We start from the raw sequence: 15872 nt of genomic DNA, 5'->3' as shown, positions 1-15872 counted from the left end.
CATGGTCGCCGAAGACGACGAGAAACAGGCCGAGCTCGTACGCCGCTACCTCGAACACGAGGGGCACGCGGTCACGGTCGTGGGCGACGGCCTCGCGGCTCTCGCCCAGGTCCGGCACCGGGAGCCCGATCTCCTGGTGCTCGACGTGATGATGCCGCGCGCGGACGGTCTGGACGTGGTGCGGGTGCTCCGTGCCGAGCACCGGGAACTGCCGGTGCTGATGCTGACGGCCCGCAGCACCGAGGACGATCTGCTGCTGGGGCTCGACCTCGGCGCGGACGACTACATGACCAAGCCGTACAGCCCCCGCGAGCTGATGGCCCGGGTCCGGACCCTGCTGCGGCGCAGCCGACGCGGCGCGCAGGGTGCCGAGCCCGTCGCGGACCAGGCGCTCAGGTGCGGTGCGCTGGTCGTCGACCCGGACCGGCACGAGGTGTCCGTCGGGGGCCGGTCCGTGGACTGCACCCCCGGTGAGTTCCGGATCCTCGCGGCCATGGCGACCGAGCCGGACCGCGTCTTCACCCGCCAGCGGCTCCTGGAGGAGCTGCACGGCTTCGACCGCTACATCAGCTTCCGCACGGTCGATGTGCACATCATGAACCTGCGCAAGAAGATCGAGCCCTCCCCGCGCCGCCCCGCCCGGCTGCTCACCGTCTTCGGGGTCGGCTACAAGCTGACGGATCCGGAGAGGACCGCTTCGCGTGCGTGCTGAACGGCCACGTACGCGGCTCCCGCTCCGCAGAAGCCTGTTCGGCCGGCTGCTGGCGGTGTCCGCGCTGGTGGCCGCCTGTTCGGTGGCCGCCACCGCCTGGATCGCCGTACAGACCACCTCCGGTGCCATCAGGCAGGAGCAGGGCCAGAACCTCACCGCCGACGCCCGGATCTACAACACCCTGCTCGGCTACGCGGCGGTCCACTCCACCTGGGACGGGGTCGACGGCACCGTGCGCGACCTCGCACACCGGTCCGGGCGACGCATCGCGCTCACCACGGAGCAGCGCCGGCCCCTCGCCGACTCCGCGGCCCTGCCGTCACCGCCCGCGCTGCCGCCCCAGGCATCCGCGATCGTCGACCCGCTGTCCGTGGACACCGCGCTGTCCCGGACGACCGAGCGGGAGGGCGGCGCGGCCGACCGGGTCGACCCGCGCGCGGTCGGTCCGTTCCGGCTGCCCGCCGCCGAACGTGAGGCGTTGCAGCGCGCCGCCGACCGGAACGCGGCCTGTCTGAACCGCGTGGGGATCGCGGCGGACGTGGTGCGCGGCGCGAGCGGACGCCCGCGCATCCAGGTGGTGGGCAATGATCCGGACCGCGTCCAGGACACGCGGTGCGCCTCCGACGAACTGGACACCCCGACCAGGACCGAACGCAAGGCGCTGGGCACGCTCAACGGGCTGGCCAACGCCTGTCTGAAGCGGCAGAGCCGCACGGGCATACTTCTCAATCCGGACCTGTCCTGGAGCAGTGCCGCCCAGCCCAGGAAGGCACCCGCTGCCGCCCCCGAAGTCGCCACCCCCGTACCGAGCGTCCGGAACGGCGAGGACGACCGGGCCGCCGCCTCCTGCGTGGACACCGCCCGCAGGGAACAGCTCAGTTCCTACGTCGCCTCGCCCGCGCTGCTGTTCATCGGCGACGAGGGCGGCACGACCGTGCCCGGCTTCGACCTCTCCCCCGCGAACACCGCGAAGATCGCGGGCGCCGCGGCGCTCGTCCTGGCGCTCACCGTCGGGGCCACGGTGCTCGCCGGGTCCCGGCTCGTGCGGCCGCTGCACGCTCTGACGGGTGCGGCGCAGCGGATGCGGGACGGTGAGGACTCCGCGCCCGTACGGGTCGCCGGCGACAACGAGATCGGCCGGCTCGCCGCGGCCTTCAACGACATGGCCGACCACCGCGCACGCCTGGAGTCCCAGCGCAAGGACATGGTCAGCGATGTCGCCCACGAACTGCGCACCCCGCTGAGCAACATCCGGGGCTGGCTGGAGGCCGCCCAGGACGGACTGGCGGAGCCCGATCCGGTGTTCATCGCCTCGCTGCACACGGAGGCCGTGCAGTTGCAGCACATCATCGACGATCTCCAGGACCTCGCCGCGGCCGACGCGGGTGTACTGCGGCTGCATCCCGAGCCGATACGCGTCGAGGACGTGCTGGCACAGGTCGCCGCGGCGCACCAGGCGCGGGCCGACACGGCGGGGGTCACGCTCCTCGCGCTGCCGTGGGCGGACGGGGCGCCCGCGCCCGAGCTGTGGGCCGATCCGGTCCGGCTGCGCCAGGCCGTCGGCAACCTGGTCTCCAACGCCGTACGCCACACCCCGTCCGGCGGCCGGGTGACGGTGCGCGCGTACGGCTCCGAGCCGTCGGCGGGCGGGGCGGCGGACGGCGGCGAGGTGCTGGTCGAGGTCGCGGACACGGGCAGCGGCATCTCGGCGGCTCATCTGCCGCATGTCTTCGACCGCTTCTGGCGCGCCGAGAAGTCACGCAGCCGTCGCACCGGGGGCAGCGGGCTGGGGCTGGCGATCGTACGGAAGCTCGTGGAGGCGCACGGGGGCTCGGTGGGCGCGACGAGCGTCGAGGGACAGGGCTCGGTGTTCACGCTGCGGCTGCCGCGATCCGGGCCCCGGGAGACGGACGGCACGGTCCCGCGGGCCACGGACCGGAGCTGATGCGATGGCCACAACGTCCTGACAGCTTCTTCATAACTTCACGCCAGCCTGTCGCCATGCCTCGCGCCCGGTGCGCACCGGACACCGGGCACCACCGAGGCCGACCTGGAATGGAGCCATCCCCATGCCCAACCGTCTCCTGCGCACCGCCGTCCTCGCCGCTGTCGCGGCGGGCGCGGTGCTCGTACCGTCCGCCGCGGCCTTCGCCGACTCCTCGGCCCCCTCGGTCGAGCCGTCCGCCGCCCCGGCGCGTGACAAGGGCGGCGCCACCGCCGAGCCCTCCGCGCGGCCCTCCGTGCAGCCGTCGGCGGTGCCGCGCGGTGGCGTCGCGGCGGGCGAGCGCCCGGCCGGTACCTCCGGCGACAGCACCACCATGATCGCCGGCTCGGCCGCGGGGGCGCTGCTGCTCGCCGGGGCGGGCACCGTCGTCCTGCGCCGCCGCTCGGCCGCCCAGCGCAACGGCTGACCAGTCCGACCCCACGGCCGCCCCCGGGCGCCGGCCGGCTGCCGAGGCAGCCGCGGCGTCCGCCGGGGCGGCCGGTCCTCGTGGCGCCGTCCGGTACCGGGCGGCGCCACTGCCGATCTCCGCCCAGACCTGGAGCCCCCATGCCCCGTCCCTCGTCCTCGCTCCGGCGCGCCGTACTGCCGTTGCTCGTCTGCCTGTTCCTCGCCGGCTGCTCCTCCGACGTCACGGACGGCTCGTCCGCGCCCGCGCCCCACGGGGGTACGAGCAGCGCTCCGGAGCGGACCGGTGCGAAGGGGGCCGGGAAGCCGGAGGGCGACCGGCCCCCGGCGGCCGTCCCCGTCCACGTCGCCATCCCGTCGCTGGGCATCGACAGCGAGCTGATGCGCCTGGGCCTCAACCAGGACGGCACCGTCGAGGTCCCGCCGGCCGAGAAGGGCATGACCGCCGGCTGGTACACCGGCGGTGTCGCGCCCGGGGAGCCCGGCGCGGCGGTCATCATCGGACACAACGACACCCGCTTCGGGAAGGCCGTCTTCCATGATCTGAAGAAGATCGCGGCGGGAGCGGACATCGCCGTCCGCAACGACCGGGGCGCGGAACTCCACTTCCGGGTCACCGGCACCGAGACCGTCAGCAAGAAGGCGTTCCCGACCGAGAAGGTCTACGGCGCCACCCGCGCGCGCAGCCTCCGTCTCATCACCTGCGACGGCTCCTTCGACGCCCAGGGCCACCCGGTGGACAACCTCATCGTGTACGCGACCCGCAGCTGACGGCGCCACCGGCGTCCGGGGCACCCCGGACCGCCCCGGACCCCTCGGGCGGCGGACCCTGGCCGGGACGTCGCAGCGCCAGGGCCGCCAGCGCCTCCGGGGCGCCCTTCTGGCCACGGATCCCCGGGAAGGCGTTGACGTCGACGACGACGGGACCGCCCTCGCGGTCCAGCAGGTCGACACCGTAGACGTCCAGGCCGAACATGTCCCCCGCGCGCAGGGCGAGCCGGGTCCAGGCCGCGGGCAGGTCGCGGATCAGCGGCGCGGGCCGCGTGCCGTCCGGCGGCGCGCCCACCGCCGCGGGCCGCACCCCCGCGAACACCTCTCCCGCGATCACCCACAGCTTGTGGTCCCAGCCGCTGTTCGCGATGAACTCCTGGAGGACGACGGGCTCGTCGGGCCACGCGGCCGCGAGATCCCGGAGCCCGTCCGGCCCGTCCACCCGGGCGACCAGGTCGCCGCGTCGGCTGTGGCGGCTCTTGACCATCAACGGGCGGCCGCGCTCCGGCAGCCCCGCTCCGTGCAGGGCCCCGGAGAGCGCGTCCAGGGTCCAGGTCCGGGGCATCGGCAGACCGGCGGCCTCCGCCACGGCGGCGATCCGGCTCCTGTCCTGGCACAGCTCCGTCGCGGCGGCGGAGTTCACCACCCGGGCACCGTGCGCTTCGAGGGAACGGGCCAGCTCCAGGGCCCTCGGGGTGTGGGCCTTGAGGAGGTAGACATCGGCGAGGGCGCCCGGGTCCACCAGATGCGACACGGGCCCGGTCCCGGCGTCCGGGTCCAGGAACGTGACCCGGTGCCCCGCCCCGGCCAGCGTGGCCGAGGCGGCGGCGAGCAGCGGGTGGTCCGGCTTGTCGGTCAGCAGGCACACCCTCATATCTGGGCGCCCTCCGGCACGGTCGCCGCCCTGCCCGCTTCGGGGCCGGTGCCGGCGAGGGGGCGGGGCTGGGGCACCCCGTAGGCGATCCGGGGCTGCGCGGGGACGCGCGGGGCGGCGGGTACGGCCTGCCGGTCGCCGCCGGTCCTGGCCAGTTCCAGGACGGCTCCGGCCAGCCGGGCCGCGGCGTCGGGTACCTGACGGAAGCTCGGGAAGTCGTTGATGTCGACGATCACCGGGCCGTCGGGGCCGAGCACCACATCGATGCCGTACAGATCGAGGCCGAAGACCGCGCCCACCCTCGCCGCCGCCGCTGCCACCTCGGCGGGCAACGGGACGGCCCGCTCGTCGACGGACGCGTCCGGGTGGAGCGGGGAGCGGCGCACCGTCGCGTGGAACTCGCCCGCGAGACAGTAGACCTTCAGGTCGGAGCCCGGATTGGCCACGTAGGGCTGGGCGACGAGCTGGCCCTCGTCCGTCCGCTCCGCCCCCGTGAGCTGTCCGGGGTCCGAGACGAGCCGTACGCCGCGCCCGGAGCTGCCGTCGGCGGGCTTGACCACGAGCGGGAAGAGTTCGGCGGGGACGTCCGCGAACAGGGCGGCCCTCGGTGCCGAGTACGTCACGGGGACCGGCAGCCCGTGCTGTCGCGCGATGACCGAGGTGAGGACCTTGTCCCGCACCGCGCGGATCGACCGGGCGTCGTTCACCGTGGTCAGGCCCACCGCCGCCGCGGCCTCCAGGAGGGTGAGCCCGGGACCGCCGGACACGGTCTTGAGTACCCAGGCGTCGTGGGTCCCTGCCCGCACCTCCTCCGAGATCCGCAGCAGCGAGCCGCCCGGCCGCACCACGTCCACCTGGTGTCCCCACGACGTCAGTTGCCGGACCACGTCAAGCGGCATGCCGTCATGCCGGTACAGCTCTTCGACGAGGAAGCAGAGCTTCATCCAAAACCCCTCGGTGCCCCATGGCTGATGGGCCACAACGGTGCCTCGCGGTGCTCCGTCGAGCACCACCAAAGGGGCAACGCTACGTCACGCACACCCCAAGGCAACCCCAGCCATGGGTTACTGATGGTGCGTCGCCCGTACCGGCCGCCCCGTCAGAAGAAGACCCCGCACCGCAGCAGCACGTTCGCGTACGGCCGGGCCTCCCCCGTCCGCACCACCAGCCGGGCACCCGCCGAGAGTGTCTTCAGCTCCTCGTGCGGTACGTGGGAGAGTCCCGGGAGGCGGTCCTCCAGAAGGCGCGCGGTCTCCGGGTTGGCGTCCAGTACCTCGTCCGCCGCCGTCGCGCCCTCCACCACGAGTTCGTCCAGGAGTCCGTCGAGCACCTCGGCGAAGGAGGGGACGCCCGCCCGGAAGGCCAGGTCGACGACGCGGGGACCGGCCGGGACGGGCATCCCCACGTCGCAGATCAGCACGCCGTCGCCGTGGCCCAGCTCGGCCAGGGCCCCGGCGAGGTGGCGGTTGAGGATTCCTGCCTTCTTCACGGGGCCGGGACTTCCGCCGCGTCCGGCAGATCGCCCGGGGCCGGGACTTCCGCCGCGTCCGGGAGATCGTCCGGGGCCGGGACTTCCGCCGCGTCCGGGAGGTCCCCCGGGGCCGGGAAGGACGCCTGCGCGCCCCGGCCGGTGACGGCCGCCGCGCCCACCCGCACGGCGTACCCGGCGGCTTCGGCGAGTCCCTCGCCCCGGCCGAGCCGCCAGGCCAGCGCGGCGGTGAACGCGTCGCCCGCCCCGGTCGTGTCCACGGCCTCGACCTCGGGGCTGGGTACGCGTACGGCGCCGCCGGAGTCCGCGACGAGTGCGCCCGCCGCCCCGAGTGTGACCACGACCGAGCGCGGGCCGAGCTCCAGGAGGGCGCGCGCCCACTCCTGCGGGGTGGTGCCCGCCGCCGCGCCCAGCAGGGAGCGGGCTTCGTGCTCGTTGACCACCAGCGGGTCGCAGACGGCCAGCACGCGCTCGGGCAAGGGCGCGGGCGGGGACGGGTTCAGTACCAGCCGGGTGCCGGGCGCCAGCGCAGCGGCCACCTCGGCAACGGTCTCCAGCGGGATCTCCAGCTGCACGGAGACGATCCGCGCCGCACCGAACAGGGCTCCGGCCGCCCGGACGTCCTGCGGCGTGAGGCGGGCGTTGGCCCCCGGCGACACCACGATGCTGTTGTCGCCCGAGGGGTCCACGGTGATCAGCGCGACACCGGTGGGCGCCCCGCCCACGAGCACCCCGGCGGTGTCGACGCCCGCCGCCCTCTGGGAGTCCAGCAGCAGGCGGCCGTGGGCGTCGTCGCCGACCCGGGCCAGCAGGGCCGTGCGGGCTCCCAGGCGGGCGGCGGCGACCGCCTGGTTCCCGCCCTTGCCGCCCGGGTGGACGGCCAGGTCGGAGCCGAGCACGGTCTCCCCCGGCGCGGGGCGGCGTTCGACCCCGACGACCAGGTCGGCGTTGGCGGAGCCGACGACCAGCAGGTCGTACCGGTCGTGGTCGTTGACGTGCATGGTTCCTGCTTTCCGAGGTCGGGCGCTGGGCGAGGGGCGCTGTTCGGGTTTCCGGGGTCCGGCGCCGTGCGAGAGGCAACGCTCCGGTTTCCGGGGCCCGGGCGAAGGGCGCCGGTCAGGCGAAGTCGGCGACATTGCTCCGGGTGACGACCTTGACCGGCACCTTCACCATGCTGTCGACCTTCTTGCCCTCCGCCGCCTTCACGGCGTTCTGCACGGCGATCCTGCCCAGCTCCTTGGGCTGCTGCGCCACGGACGCGTAGAGCGTGCCCGCGGCCACCGCCTTCAGGCCGTCGGGGGTCCCGTCGAATCCGACGACGGACACCGTCCTGCCCGCCTTGCCGCCGAGCGCCTTGACCGCGCCGAGCGCCATCTCGTCGTTCTCGGCGAAGACTCCGGTGATCCCGGGGTGGGACTGGAGCAGGTTGGTCATGACGTCCAGGCCCTTGGTGCGGTCGAAGTCCGCCGGCTGCCGGGCCACGACCTTGATGCCCGGGTACGCCTTCAGGCCCTGGGCGAAGCCCGCGCCGCGCTCGCGGCTGGCCGAGGTACCGGCGGTTCCCTGGAGGACGGCGATGCTGCCCTTGCCGCCGAGCTTCTCGGCCAGTGCCTTGGCGGCGAGCCTGCCGCCGGCGACGTTGTCGGAGGCGACCAGCGTCGCGGTCCGTGCGTTGTTGACGCCCCGGTCGGCGGCGATCACCGGGATGTCCGCCTTGTCGGCGCCCCGGACGGCGGGGCCCGCCGCATCCGAGTCCACCGGGTTCACGATGATCGACTTCATGCCCGAACTCGTGAAGTTCTCCAGCTGGTTGGCCTGCTGGGAGGCGTCGTTCTGCGCGTCGGTGACGGTGAGGCCGACCCCGGCCTTCCGCGCCTCGGCCTGCGCGCCCGCCTTCATCTGGACGAAGAAGGGGTTGTTGAGCGTGGAGAGCGACATGCCCACCTTGGTGGTGCCACCGGAGGAGCCGGAGTTGAGGTACGAGACCCCGCCCACGACGACGGCGACGCACAGTGCGGCGATGCCGAACTTGACCGCGCCCCTGCGGCCCTGTCCCGGTGACCCCGGCGCGGCGGACGAACCGCCCGGTGCGGCCGCCTTGGATCCGGCCCTGCGGCGGAGCGTGTCCAGCAGCACCGCGAGGGCGATGACGACACCGATCACGACCTGCTGCCAGAACGCCGAGACGGAGAGGAGGTTGAGCCCGTTGCGGAGCACGGCGAGGATCAGCGCGCCGATCAGGGTCCCGGACGCCTTGCCGACGCCGCCCGCCAGGCTGGCGCCGCCGATGACCACCGCGGCGATCGCGTCGAGTTCGTACCCCTGCGCGGCCTGCGGCTGCGCGGAGGTCAGCCGGGAGGCGAGGACGATGCCCGCGACCGCGGCGAAGAGCCCGGACAGGGCGTAGATGGCCAGCTTCTGCCGCTTGACCCGCAGCCCGGAGAGCCGGGCCGCTTCCTCGTTGCCGCCGATCGCGTACATCGAGCGGCCGATGTAGGTACGGGCCAGGATCAGCGCCGCGACCAGTCCCATCGCGATCATCACGAGGACCGGGACGGGCAGCCAGCCGCCGAGCGTGTCGCCGAGCACGGAGACCGAGCCGGGGAAGTCGATCGGCTTGCCCTGCGAGATGACCAGCGACAGACCGCGCGCGATCGACAGCATCGCGAGTGTCGCGATGAACGGCGGCAGCTTGCCGTACGAGACGAGCGCCCCGTTGACGAACCCGCACGCGATGCCGGTGGCGACGGCGAGGACGACCGCCAGCCAGACCGGCAGTCCCTCCGAGGTCGCCGTCCAGGCCAGGACGGTCGCCGAGAGCGCGGCGACCGAGCCCACGGAGAGGTCGATGCCCGCGGAGACGATGACGAAGGTGACACCGAAGGCGAGAATCGCGGTGACGGCTGCCTGGACGCCGATGTTCAGCAGGTTCTGGGTGGTCAGGAAGTCTCCGGACAGCAGCGACATCGCCACCAGCAGGACGACCAGGGCGCTGAGGGCTCCGTTGTCGAGCAGCAGTCGGCGGACCGTGTGCCCCGCGGCGCCACCGGCGCCCGAGTCGCTCTTGAGCGTGTCAGTGGCCACGGGGGTTCTCCTCTTCGTTCGCGGCCGGATCCGCGGTCGCGGCAGTGGGGGTGGGGGGTGCGCCGACGGCGAGGGCCATCACGGCGTCCTGGGTCGCCTCGTGCGCGGGGAGTTCTCCGGCGATCCGGCCCTGGGACATGACCAGCACCCGGTCGCTCATGCCGAGGACCTCGGGCAGGTCGCTGGAGATCATCAGGACCGCGTGGCCCGAGGCCGTCAGTTCGTTGATGAGCTGGTAGATCTCGACCTTGGCACCGACGTCGATGCCGCGGGTCGGTTCGTCGAGGATCAGCACCCTGGTGTCGGCGAGCAGCCACTTGCCGATGACGACCTTCTGCTGGTTGCCCCCGGAGAGCGTACGGACGTGCTGGCCGAGACCCGCCATCCGTACGCCGAGCTGTTCGGCGATCCGGGCGGCGGCCACGCGCTGCCCCTTGAGGTCCACGAGACCGGAGCGGCTCGCCGAGCGCAGGGTCACCAGGCCGAGGTTCTCCTGCACCGAGGCGTCGAGCACCAGGCCCTGCCCCTTGCGGTCCTCGGGCACCAGGCCGATTCCGACGCCCATCGCCGCGGTGACGTCGTGCTTGGCCAGCGGCTCGCCGAGCACGTCGACGGTGCCGCCGTCGTAGGGGTCGGCGCCGAAGACGGCGCGGGCGACCTCGGTGCGTCCGGCGCCGACGAGACCGGCGAGGCCGACCACCTCTCCGGCCCGCACGTCGAAGGTGATGTCGTGGAACACGCCGTCGCGGGTGAGACCGCGCACGGACAGCAGCGGATCGCCGGTCTCCGGGCGTTCACGGGGGTACTGCTGGTCGATGCTGCGCCCCACCATCAGCTGCACGAGCTCCGCCTCGGGCGTCGAGGCGGGCACCTGGTCGATGCTCCGGCCGTCGCGCAGCACCGTGACCCGGTCGCCGAGTGCCGCGATCTCTTCGAGGTGGTGGGTGATGAAGACGATCCCGACCCCGTCCGCACGCAGTCGGCGCACGATCCCGAACAGCTTCTCGACCTCTTCCGAGGTGAGGACCGCGGTCGGCTCGTCCATGATCAGAACGCGGGCGTCCAGGCTGAGCGCCTTGGCGATCTCCACCATCTGCAGCCGGGCGATGCCCAGTTCGCGTACTTTCGCCTTCGGCGAGACATGCAGGCCGACGCGGCGCAGCAGCACCTCGGCGTCCGCCTCCATGCGCCGCCGGTCGATCATCCCGAAGCGGCGCGGCTGCCGTCCGAGGAAGATGTTCTCGGCGACGGTGAGGTCGGGTACGAGGTTGAACTCCTGGTAGATCGTGGCGATTCCGAGCCGTTCGGCGTCCTGCGCGCCATGGATGCGGACCTCGCGCCCCTGGGCGAAGATCCGGCCGCTGTCGGGGCGGTAGGCGCCGGAGAGCATCTTGATGAGCGTGCTCTTGCCCGCGCCGTTCTCGCCGAGCAGGACATGGACTTCGCCGCCGCGCAGGTCGAAGTCGACGCTGTCCAGGGCGACCACGCCGGGAAAGGTCTTGCGTACGCCTTCGACGCGCAGCAACTCGTGGGAAGGGTTCACCGGTTGCTCCTCGGGTCCGGAGCGGGCTCGCCGCAGGAACGGCGTACGACGAGACGGGCGGGGAGGGTGACGGACTGCGGGGACCGGCCCTCGACGATGTCGACCAGCGCGCGGACGGCGGCGCGGCCGAGTTCACCGGTCGGCTGGGCGATCGCCGTGATGGGCGGGTCGGTGTGCACGAACCACGGGATGTCGTCGAAGGCGGCGAGCCCGATGTCCTGCGGCACGCGGAGACCGGCCGCGCGGATGGCGTCCAGCGCGCCGAGCGCCATCAGGTTGTCGGCGGCGAAGACGACCTCGGGCGGTTCGGGGAGCGCCAGGAAGCGCTCGGTGACGCGCCGGCCGCTGTCGGCCTGGAAGTCGCCCTGGCCGATGTGGGTGTCGGGCAGGGTGAGTTCGTGCGCGCGCAGCGCCTCGCGGAAGGCCTCGACGCGTTCGTCGCCCGTGGTGGTGGCCGCGGGGCCGGCGATGATGGCGAGCCGGCGACGGCCCAGCGCGTACAGATGGGCGACCAGGTCCCGGATCGCGTCGCGGCCGTCGGCCCGTACGACGGGGACGTCGACGCCGGGCATCCAGCGGTCCACGAAGACCATCGGGACACCGTCCCGCGCCACGTCCGCCATCAGCGCGGAGTCGCCGTCCGCCGGGGAGACCAGCAGCCCGTCGATCCTGCGGTCGAGGAGCGTGCGGACGTGGTGGTCCTGGAGCTCGGGCCGCTCGTCGGCGTTGCCGATGATGACGCTGTAGCCGAGGGCCCGCGCCTCCTCCTCGACGAAGCGGGCCAGCTCGGTGAAGTACGGATTGAGCACATCGCTGATGACCAGACCGAGGGTGCGCGTCTGGTCGGTGCGCAGTGAGCGGGCGACGGCGTTGGGCCGGTAGCCGAGGGCGTCGACGGCGGCCCGGACCCGGGTCCGGGCGTCCGGGCTGACGGAGGGATGACTGTTGAGGACGCGGGAGACCGTGGCGACAGAGACTCCCGCCTGGGCCGCGACATCCTTGATGCTCGCCATGTACGGACCACCTCCTTGTGGTTTCCGTGAGCCTCGAAACCAGCGGACCGGAGTCATGGAATCGATTACACAGAAGATTGGAAACGATTACATGGCTGGAAACAAGACCCCACCCGCTGTCCGAGACCGGATCGTGACGCGGACCCGTGCGGGCGCCCCCGGAAGCCGAAGCGCCGTCCGGCGCGGGGGTCCCTGCCACGGGAGGCGGGATGGCCGGGTCGCTGGTTGGCTGGATGGGTCGGCCCGTTCCCGGAGAAGCACGGGGTGGGGCCCGGGAAAGGCACGGGCCCGGGGGCGGAACCGCGCGGGAGGCAGCGGATGCGCTGCCGACGGGCACCGGCGACCGGCCGCTTCCCGGCACCTGGGCCGGGGGGCGACGCCCGCGGCGGGCCGGGAGCGCCGGGGGTGCGTACGGCCCGCCATCCAGAAGTACCGCAGTGAGGAGGAGACACCATGCGTGCACTCACCTGGCAAGGACGCAGGGACGTACGGGTGGAGACCGTCCCCGATCCACGGATCGAGGATCCCACCGACATCGTCGTACGCATCACCTCCACCGGGATCTGCGGCTCCGACCTGCATCTGTACGAGGTGCTCGGGCCGTACCTGGACCCGGGTGATGTCCTCGGCCACGAACCCATGGGGGTGGTGGAGGAGGCGGGCCGCGACGTCACGGCGGTGCGGGTGGGCGACCGTGTCGTGGTCCCGTTCAACGTCTCCTGCGGGACCTGCTTCATGTGCCGGGGCGGCCTCCATTCGCAGTGCGAGACCACCCAGGTGCGCGCACAGGGCACCGGTGCCGCGCTGTTCGGGTACACGAAGCTGTACGGGCAGGTGCCCGGCGGGCAGGCGGAGCTGCTCCGGGTGCCGTTCGGGAACACGCTGCCGATCCCGGTCCCCGACGGGCCGCCCGACGACCGCTACGTCTATCTGTCCGACGTGCTCCCCACCGCCTGGCAGGCGGTCGCGTACGCGTCCATACCTCCCGGGGGCAGCGTCACCGTGCTGGGCCTCGGCCCCATCGGGGACATGGCCGCCAGGGTGGCCCGGCATCTCGGCGCCGCACTGGTGATCGGCGTCGACCTGGTGCCCGAACGCCTCGCCAGGGCGGCCGCGCGCGGCGTCCAGGTCTTCGACGCGAAGCGCCTCGGCAAGGACCTTCCGGACGCGATCCGGGAGCTCACCCACGGACGGGGAACCGATGCCGTGATCGACGCGGTGGGAATGGAGGCGCACGGCGCGCCGTTCGCGAAGACGGCGCAGTGGGCCACCGGCCTGCTGCCCGACATGGTCGCCCGGAGCCTGATGGAACACGCGGGGGTGGACCGCCTCGCCGCCCTGTATACGGCGATCGACGTGGTGCGGCGCGGCGGGACCGTTTCCATCTCCGGTGTCTACGGAGGCGCGGCGGACCCGCTGCCTCTGCTGACCCTGTTCGACAAGCAGATCCAGCTGCGGATGGGCCAGGCCAACGTAAGGCACTGGGTACCGGAGCTTCTTCCGCTGCTCGACGACGAGGACGTGCTCGGGGTGGACGGGTTCGCCACTCACCACCTGCCCCTGTCGGACGCCCCCAAGGCGTACGCGATGTTCCAGGACAAGGAGGACGGGATGGTCAAGACCCTCCTGCATCCGTAGTGCATCCGTAGCCGCGCCGGTCGGCCTCAGTCCCGTGAACGATCACAACGTGTTTCGCTGAACGCTTTCATGCCCTTTCACTGTTGCCGCGGTGTGCCGCTCACTGTTGCCGCGGTGTGCCGCCGCAGCGAACCCTCTCCAGATCACTCCTGGTGACTCCCCTGCGCACAGCAGGTCGCGGGCCGCCCCGGCGTGCCTGCCCGCGCGTTCCCGCACCGTGAATGGTCGGCCCATGCCGACTACCATGGAATGGCGTCTTGTGAAATGGGCGCGGGCAGCATGTCGTCTCCGAAATCCGGAGAGGGAACATGGCCGAAGGCGAAGAGGAAAAGACGGAGCGTGTCCGGCGCCCGTCCCGCAGGAAGACCGCCGGGAAGAGCGACGCCGACCGCGCCGAGAGCCGTACGAGCGGCACCGGGCGCGCGCCGCGCCGGGTCTCGGCGCCGCAGGCCATGCGGTACGCCGCCGAGCAGCTTCAGGAACTCCTCGGCCGGGGCCCCGAATCCGTCTCCGCGCTGAAACCCACCGAGGACGGCTGGCAGGCGGACGTGGAAGTCCTGGAGCTGGAACGCGTTCCTGGCACGACCAGCGTGATGGCCAGCTATCGGGTGCTGCTGGACAAGGGCGGCGAACTGGTGTCGTACGAACGGACACGGCGTTACACCCGAGGCCAGATCGACCGGGGTTGAGGCCGCCGACCGTGTGCCACCGCGCCGACGTGCCGTTCGCCGCCCGGACGAGAGGGCCGCGCCGGAACCGGGCGCGAGCCGTTGAAAGGGGGCACCATGACTATGGTGCCGCAGGCCGGAGGATCCGTTGCCAGGGGCGGTGGAGGAGGGGCCGCCAACCTCTACGACATCCTCGATCTGATCCTGGACCGGGGCCTGGTCATCGATGTCTTCGTCCGAGTCTCGCTGGTGGGCATCGAGATCCTCAAGATCGATGCCCGCATCGTCGTGGCGAGTGTGGACACCTACCTCCGCTTCGCCGAGGCGTGCAACCGCCTCGACCTGGAGCAGGGCCGCAAGGCTCCCTCCCAGCTGACCGATCTGGTCGGCGAGGTCACCGAGGGCGGAGCGCACGGCAAGGCCAAGGGAGCCCTGGGCGGGGCCGCGGAGGTGCTGACGGATGCCCTCAAGGGAGGCGATGACGACGAGGAGTCCGGGAAGGGTCGCAAGGAACCCGAGGAGAGGCGGGAGCGGCCGCGGCGTCGGCCCGCTGCCCGGCGCCGCGAGGAGTGAGCCATGGCCGTGTACGTCTACTCCGTCGTCCTGAGCAGCCATCCGCAGCGCCTGGACGGTCTCGACGGGGTGGGGGATCCCCCGGCGGCCCTGCGCACCGTGCGCAGCGGAATACTGTCCGCCGTCGTCAGCGACGCGCCCGAGGAACTGAGGCCCAAACGCCGGGACCTCGGCGCGCACCAGGCTGTCCAGGAGAGGCTGATGGCCGACGGCACGGTTCTGCCGATGCAGTTCGGTTTCACCGCCGCGGACGACGATGCCGTACGAGAAGTCCTGGAGGGCCGCTCGGACGAGCTCACCGAACGGCTGCGAGCGTTGGAGGACTGCATCGAGTACCACCTGAAGGCCGCCCAGGACGAGAACGCCCTGCTGCGGCGGATACTTCAGGATTCCGACGAGGCCCGCGAGCTCAACGAGGCGATCAGGAGTGGCGACAGCAGCCCCGAGCTTCCTCTCGCCCTCGGTGAGCTGGTCTCGCAGGAAGTGCAGGCGCGGCAGGACCGACTCGCGGCAGGGGTGCTCGATGCGTTGCGCGGTTTCGCACGGGAGGAGCGCTCGTCGCAGGCGACCGGGAACGACTTCCTGAACGTGTCCTTCCTCGTGGCGCGGGACAGGGAGAAGAGCTTCCTCGACGAAGAACGCGGCCTCGCCAAGGAATTGGGCGAGGACTTCGATCTGAGGCTGCTCGGTCCGCTGCCCGCGTACAGCTTCGTCTAGGGAGTCTCCATGGGACTGCTGACTCAGCTCGCGACCCTTCCGCTGGCTCCGGTGCGCGGCGTGACCTGGGTCATGGAGCGCGTGATCGAGGCCGCGGAGAACGAGTACTACGATCCGGCGCCCGTCGAGCAGGAACTCGCCCGGCTGGAACGGCAGCTCCTGGCCGGGGAGATCGACGAGGAGACGTTCGACCGGCGCGAGGACGCGCTGCTGGACCGGCTGGACGAGATCAGGGAGCACTTCCGGGGCACCCCCACCTGATCGCCACGCTTCACGCAGCGAAGCCGCGACTGTCTCGATGAAGTCGCCGTTCACGCAGTGAAGAGCACGGCCGTGCGATGCCGGTGAGGCATCGCGAGAGCAGGGAATCGAGGTGCAGG

16 protein-coding genes are annotated in these 15872 nt (G+C 72.5%); 9 read left to right on the top strand and 7 right to left on the bottom strand.

Annotated elements, in window-relative coordinates; translation table 11 throughout:
• Window position 1 precedes the first annotated feature (1 nt).
• The 4 genes from ACFVFH_RS21815 (at window position 2) to ACFVFH_RS21800 (ending at window position 3893) form a co-directional block, all read left to right on the top strand.
• On the top strand, window positions 2-712 hold the full coding sequence (locus ACFVFH_RS21815) for a response regulator transcription factor (RefSeq protein WP_383771544.1): 711 nt from the start codon (window positions 2-4) through the stop codon (window positions 710-712).
• Window positions 702-2657 (top strand): sensor histidine kinase, encoded by a 1956-nt coding sequence (locus ACFVFH_RS21810; RefSeq protein ID WP_383771225.1) that lies wholly within the window; start codon window positions 702-704, stop codon window positions 2655-2657. The genes ACFVFH_RS21815 and ACFVFH_RS21810 overlap by 11 nt, the downstream gene beginning before the upstream one ends.
• A 124-nt stretch (window positions 2658-2781) precedes the next feature.
• On the top strand, window positions 2782-3123 hold the full coding sequence (locus tag ACFVFH_RS21805; RefSeq protein WP_383771223.1) for a sortase-dependent protein: 342 nt from the start codon (window positions 2782-2784) through the stop codon (window positions 3121-3123).
• Window positions 3124-3263: 140 nt separating this feature from the next.
• A complete protein-coding gene (locus ACFVFH_RS21800; RefSeq protein ID WP_383771220.1) occupies window positions 3264-3893 on the top strand; it encodes a class F sortase in 630 nt (209 codons plus the stop codon).
• On the opposite strand, the gene ACFVFH_RS21795 is transcribed toward ACFVFH_RS21800, so the two are convergent.
• The 7 genes from ACFVFH_RS21795 to ACFVFH_RS21765 all read right to left on the bottom strand — a co-directional run bounded on the left by ACFVFH_RS21795 (window position 3868) and on the right by ACFVFH_RS21765 (window position 11896).
• Complete coding sequence (locus tag ACFVFH_RS21795; RefSeq protein WP_383771218.1) at window positions 3868-4767, bottom strand: RimK family alpha-L-glutamate ligase; 900 nt, start codon at window positions 4765-4767, stop codon at window positions 3868-3870. The genes ACFVFH_RS21800 and ACFVFH_RS21795 overlap by 26 nt on opposite strands.
• Window positions 4764-5711 (bottom strand): RimK family alpha-L-glutamate ligase, encoded by a 948-nt coding sequence (locus ACFVFH_RS21790; protein ID WP_383771215.1) that lies wholly within the window; start codon window positions 5709-5711, stop codon window positions 4764-4766. The genes ACFVFH_RS21795 and ACFVFH_RS21790 overlap by 4 nt, the downstream gene beginning before the upstream one ends.
• A 155-nt stretch (window positions 5712-5866) precedes the next feature.
• Window positions 5867-6256 (bottom strand): D-ribose pyranase, encoded by a 390-nt coding sequence (rbsD, locus tag ACFVFH_RS21785; protein ID WP_383771212.1) that lies wholly within the window; start codon window positions 6254-6256, stop codon window positions 5867-5869.
• Window positions 6253-7257, bottom strand: a complete 1005-nt coding sequence (locus ACFVFH_RS21780; RefSeq protein ID WP_383771209.1) for a ribokinase — start codon at window positions 7255-7257, stop codon at window positions 6253-6255. Before ACFVFH_RS21780 ends, rbsD begins: the two co-directional genes overlap by 4 nt.
• 115 nt (window positions 7258-7372) lie before the next feature.
• A complete protein-coding gene (locus tag ACFVFH_RS21775) occupies window positions 7373-9340 on the bottom strand; it encodes a substrate-binding domain-containing protein (RefSeq protein WP_383771206.1) in 1968 nt (655 codons plus the stop codon).
• Complete coding sequence (locus ACFVFH_RS21770; RefSeq protein WP_383771203.1) at window positions 9330-10883, bottom strand: sugar ABC transporter ATP-binding protein; 1554 nt, start codon at window positions 10881-10883, stop codon at window positions 9330-9332. The genes ACFVFH_RS21775 and ACFVFH_RS21770 overlap by 11 nt, the downstream gene beginning before the upstream one ends.
• Window positions 10880-11896: a LacI family DNA-binding transcriptional regulator gene (locus ACFVFH_RS21765; RefSeq protein ID WP_383771201.1), complete on the bottom strand. Its 1017-nt coding sequence runs from the start codon at window positions 11894-11896 to the stop codon at window positions 10880-10882. Before ACFVFH_RS21765 ends, ACFVFH_RS21770 begins: the two co-directional genes overlap by 4 nt.
• A gap of 453 nt (window positions 11897-12349) precedes the next feature.
• Between ACFVFH_RS21765 and ACFVFH_RS21760 the strand changes: the two genes are divergently transcribed.
• The 5 genes from ACFVFH_RS21760 (at window position 12350) to ACFVFH_RS21740 (ending at window position 15753) form a co-directional block, all read left to right on the top strand.
• Window positions 12350-13534: a zinc-dependent alcohol dehydrogenase gene (locus tag ACFVFH_RS21760; protein WP_383771198.1), complete on the top strand. Its 1185-nt coding sequence runs from the start codon at window positions 12350-12352 to the stop codon at window positions 13532-13534.
• A gap of 308 nt (window positions 13535-13842) precedes the next feature.
• Window positions 13843-14223, top strand: coding sequence for a gas vesicle protein (locus tag ACFVFH_RS21755; RefSeq protein WP_383771196.1), 381 nt, complete (start codon window positions 13843-13845; stop codon window positions 14221-14223).
• 96 nt (window positions 14224-14319) lie between these two features.
• Complete coding sequence (locus tag ACFVFH_RS21750; protein WP_383771193.1) at window positions 14320-14775, top strand: gas vesicle structural protein GvpA; 456 nt, start codon at window positions 14320-14322, stop codon at window positions 14773-14775.
• Window positions 14776-14778: 3 nt separating this feature from the next.
• Window positions 14779-15492 (top strand): GvpL/GvpF family gas vesicle protein, encoded by a 714-nt coding sequence (locus ACFVFH_RS21745; protein ID WP_383771191.1) that lies wholly within the window; start codon window positions 14779-14781, stop codon window positions 15490-15492.
• A 9-nt stretch (window positions 15493-15501) separates the two neighbouring features.
• Complete coding sequence (locus ACFVFH_RS21740; protein WP_383771188.1) at window positions 15502-15753, top strand: gas vesicle protein GvpG; 252 nt, start codon at window positions 15502-15504, stop codon at window positions 15751-15753.
• Window positions 15754-15872: the final 119 nt, after the last annotated feature.

The sequence above is a fragment of the Streptomyces sp. NPDC057697 genome, assembly GCF_042799335.1.
In the GTDB taxonomy this organism is placed as follows: domain Bacteria; phylum Actinomycetota; class Actinomycetes; order Streptomycetales; family Streptomycetaceae; genus Streptomyces.
Note: the sequence above shows the minus strand (reverse complement) of the source record. Positions and strands in the feature narration are given on the sequence as shown.

Bases quoted from the DNA above. Each gene is read 5' to 3' on its own strand.
- ACFVFH_RS21765 (WP_383771201.1), bottom strand. From the start codon at position 11,896: ATGGCGAGCATCAAGGATGTCGCGGCCCAGGCGGGAGTCTCTGTCGCC.
- ACFVFH_RS21800 (WP_383771220.1), top strand. From the start codon at position 3,264: ATGCCCCGTCCCTCGTCCTCGCTCCGGCGCGCCGTACTGCCGTTGCTC.
- ACFVFH_RS21740 (WP_383771188.1), top strand. From the start codon at position 15,502: ATGGGACTGCTGACTCAGCTCGCGACCCTTCCGCTGGCTCCGGTGCGC.
- ACFVFH_RS21745 (WP_383771191.1), top strand. From the start codon at position 14,779: ATGGCCGTGTACGTCTACTCCGTCGTCCTGAGCAGCCATCCGCAGCGC.
- ACFVFH_RS21815 (WP_383771544.1), top strand. From the start codon at position 2: ATGGTCGCCGAAGACGACGAGAAACAGGCCGAGCTCGTACGCCGCTAC.
- ACFVFH_RS21805 (WP_383771223.1), top strand. From the start codon at position 2,782: ATGCCCAACCGTCTCCTGCGCACCGCCGTCCTCGCCGCTGTCGCGGCG.
- ACFVFH_RS21795 (WP_383771218.1), bottom strand. From the start codon at position 4,767: ATGAGGGTGTGCCTGCTGACCGACAAGCCGGACCACCCGCTGCTCGCC.
- ACFVFH_RS21760 (WP_383771198.1), top strand. From the start codon at position 12,350: ATGCGTGCACTCACCTGGCAAGGACGCAGGGACGTACGGGTGGAGACC.
- ACFVFH_RS21750 (WP_383771193.1), top strand. From the start codon at position 14,320: ATGACTATGGTGCCGCAGGCCGGAGGATCCGTTGCCAGGGGCGGTGGA.
- ACFVFH_RS21755 (WP_383771196.1), top strand. From the start codon at position 13,843: ATGGCCGAAGGCGAAGAGGAAAAGACGGAGCGTGTCCGGCGCCCGTCC.
- ACFVFH_RS21790 (WP_383771215.1), bottom strand. From the start codon at position 5,711: ATGAAGCTCTGCTTCCTCGTCGAAGAGCTGTACCGGCATGACGGCATG.
- ACFVFH_RS21780 (WP_383771209.1), bottom strand. From the start codon at position 7,257: ATGCACGTCAACGACCACGACCGGTACGACCTGCTGGTCGTCGGCTCC.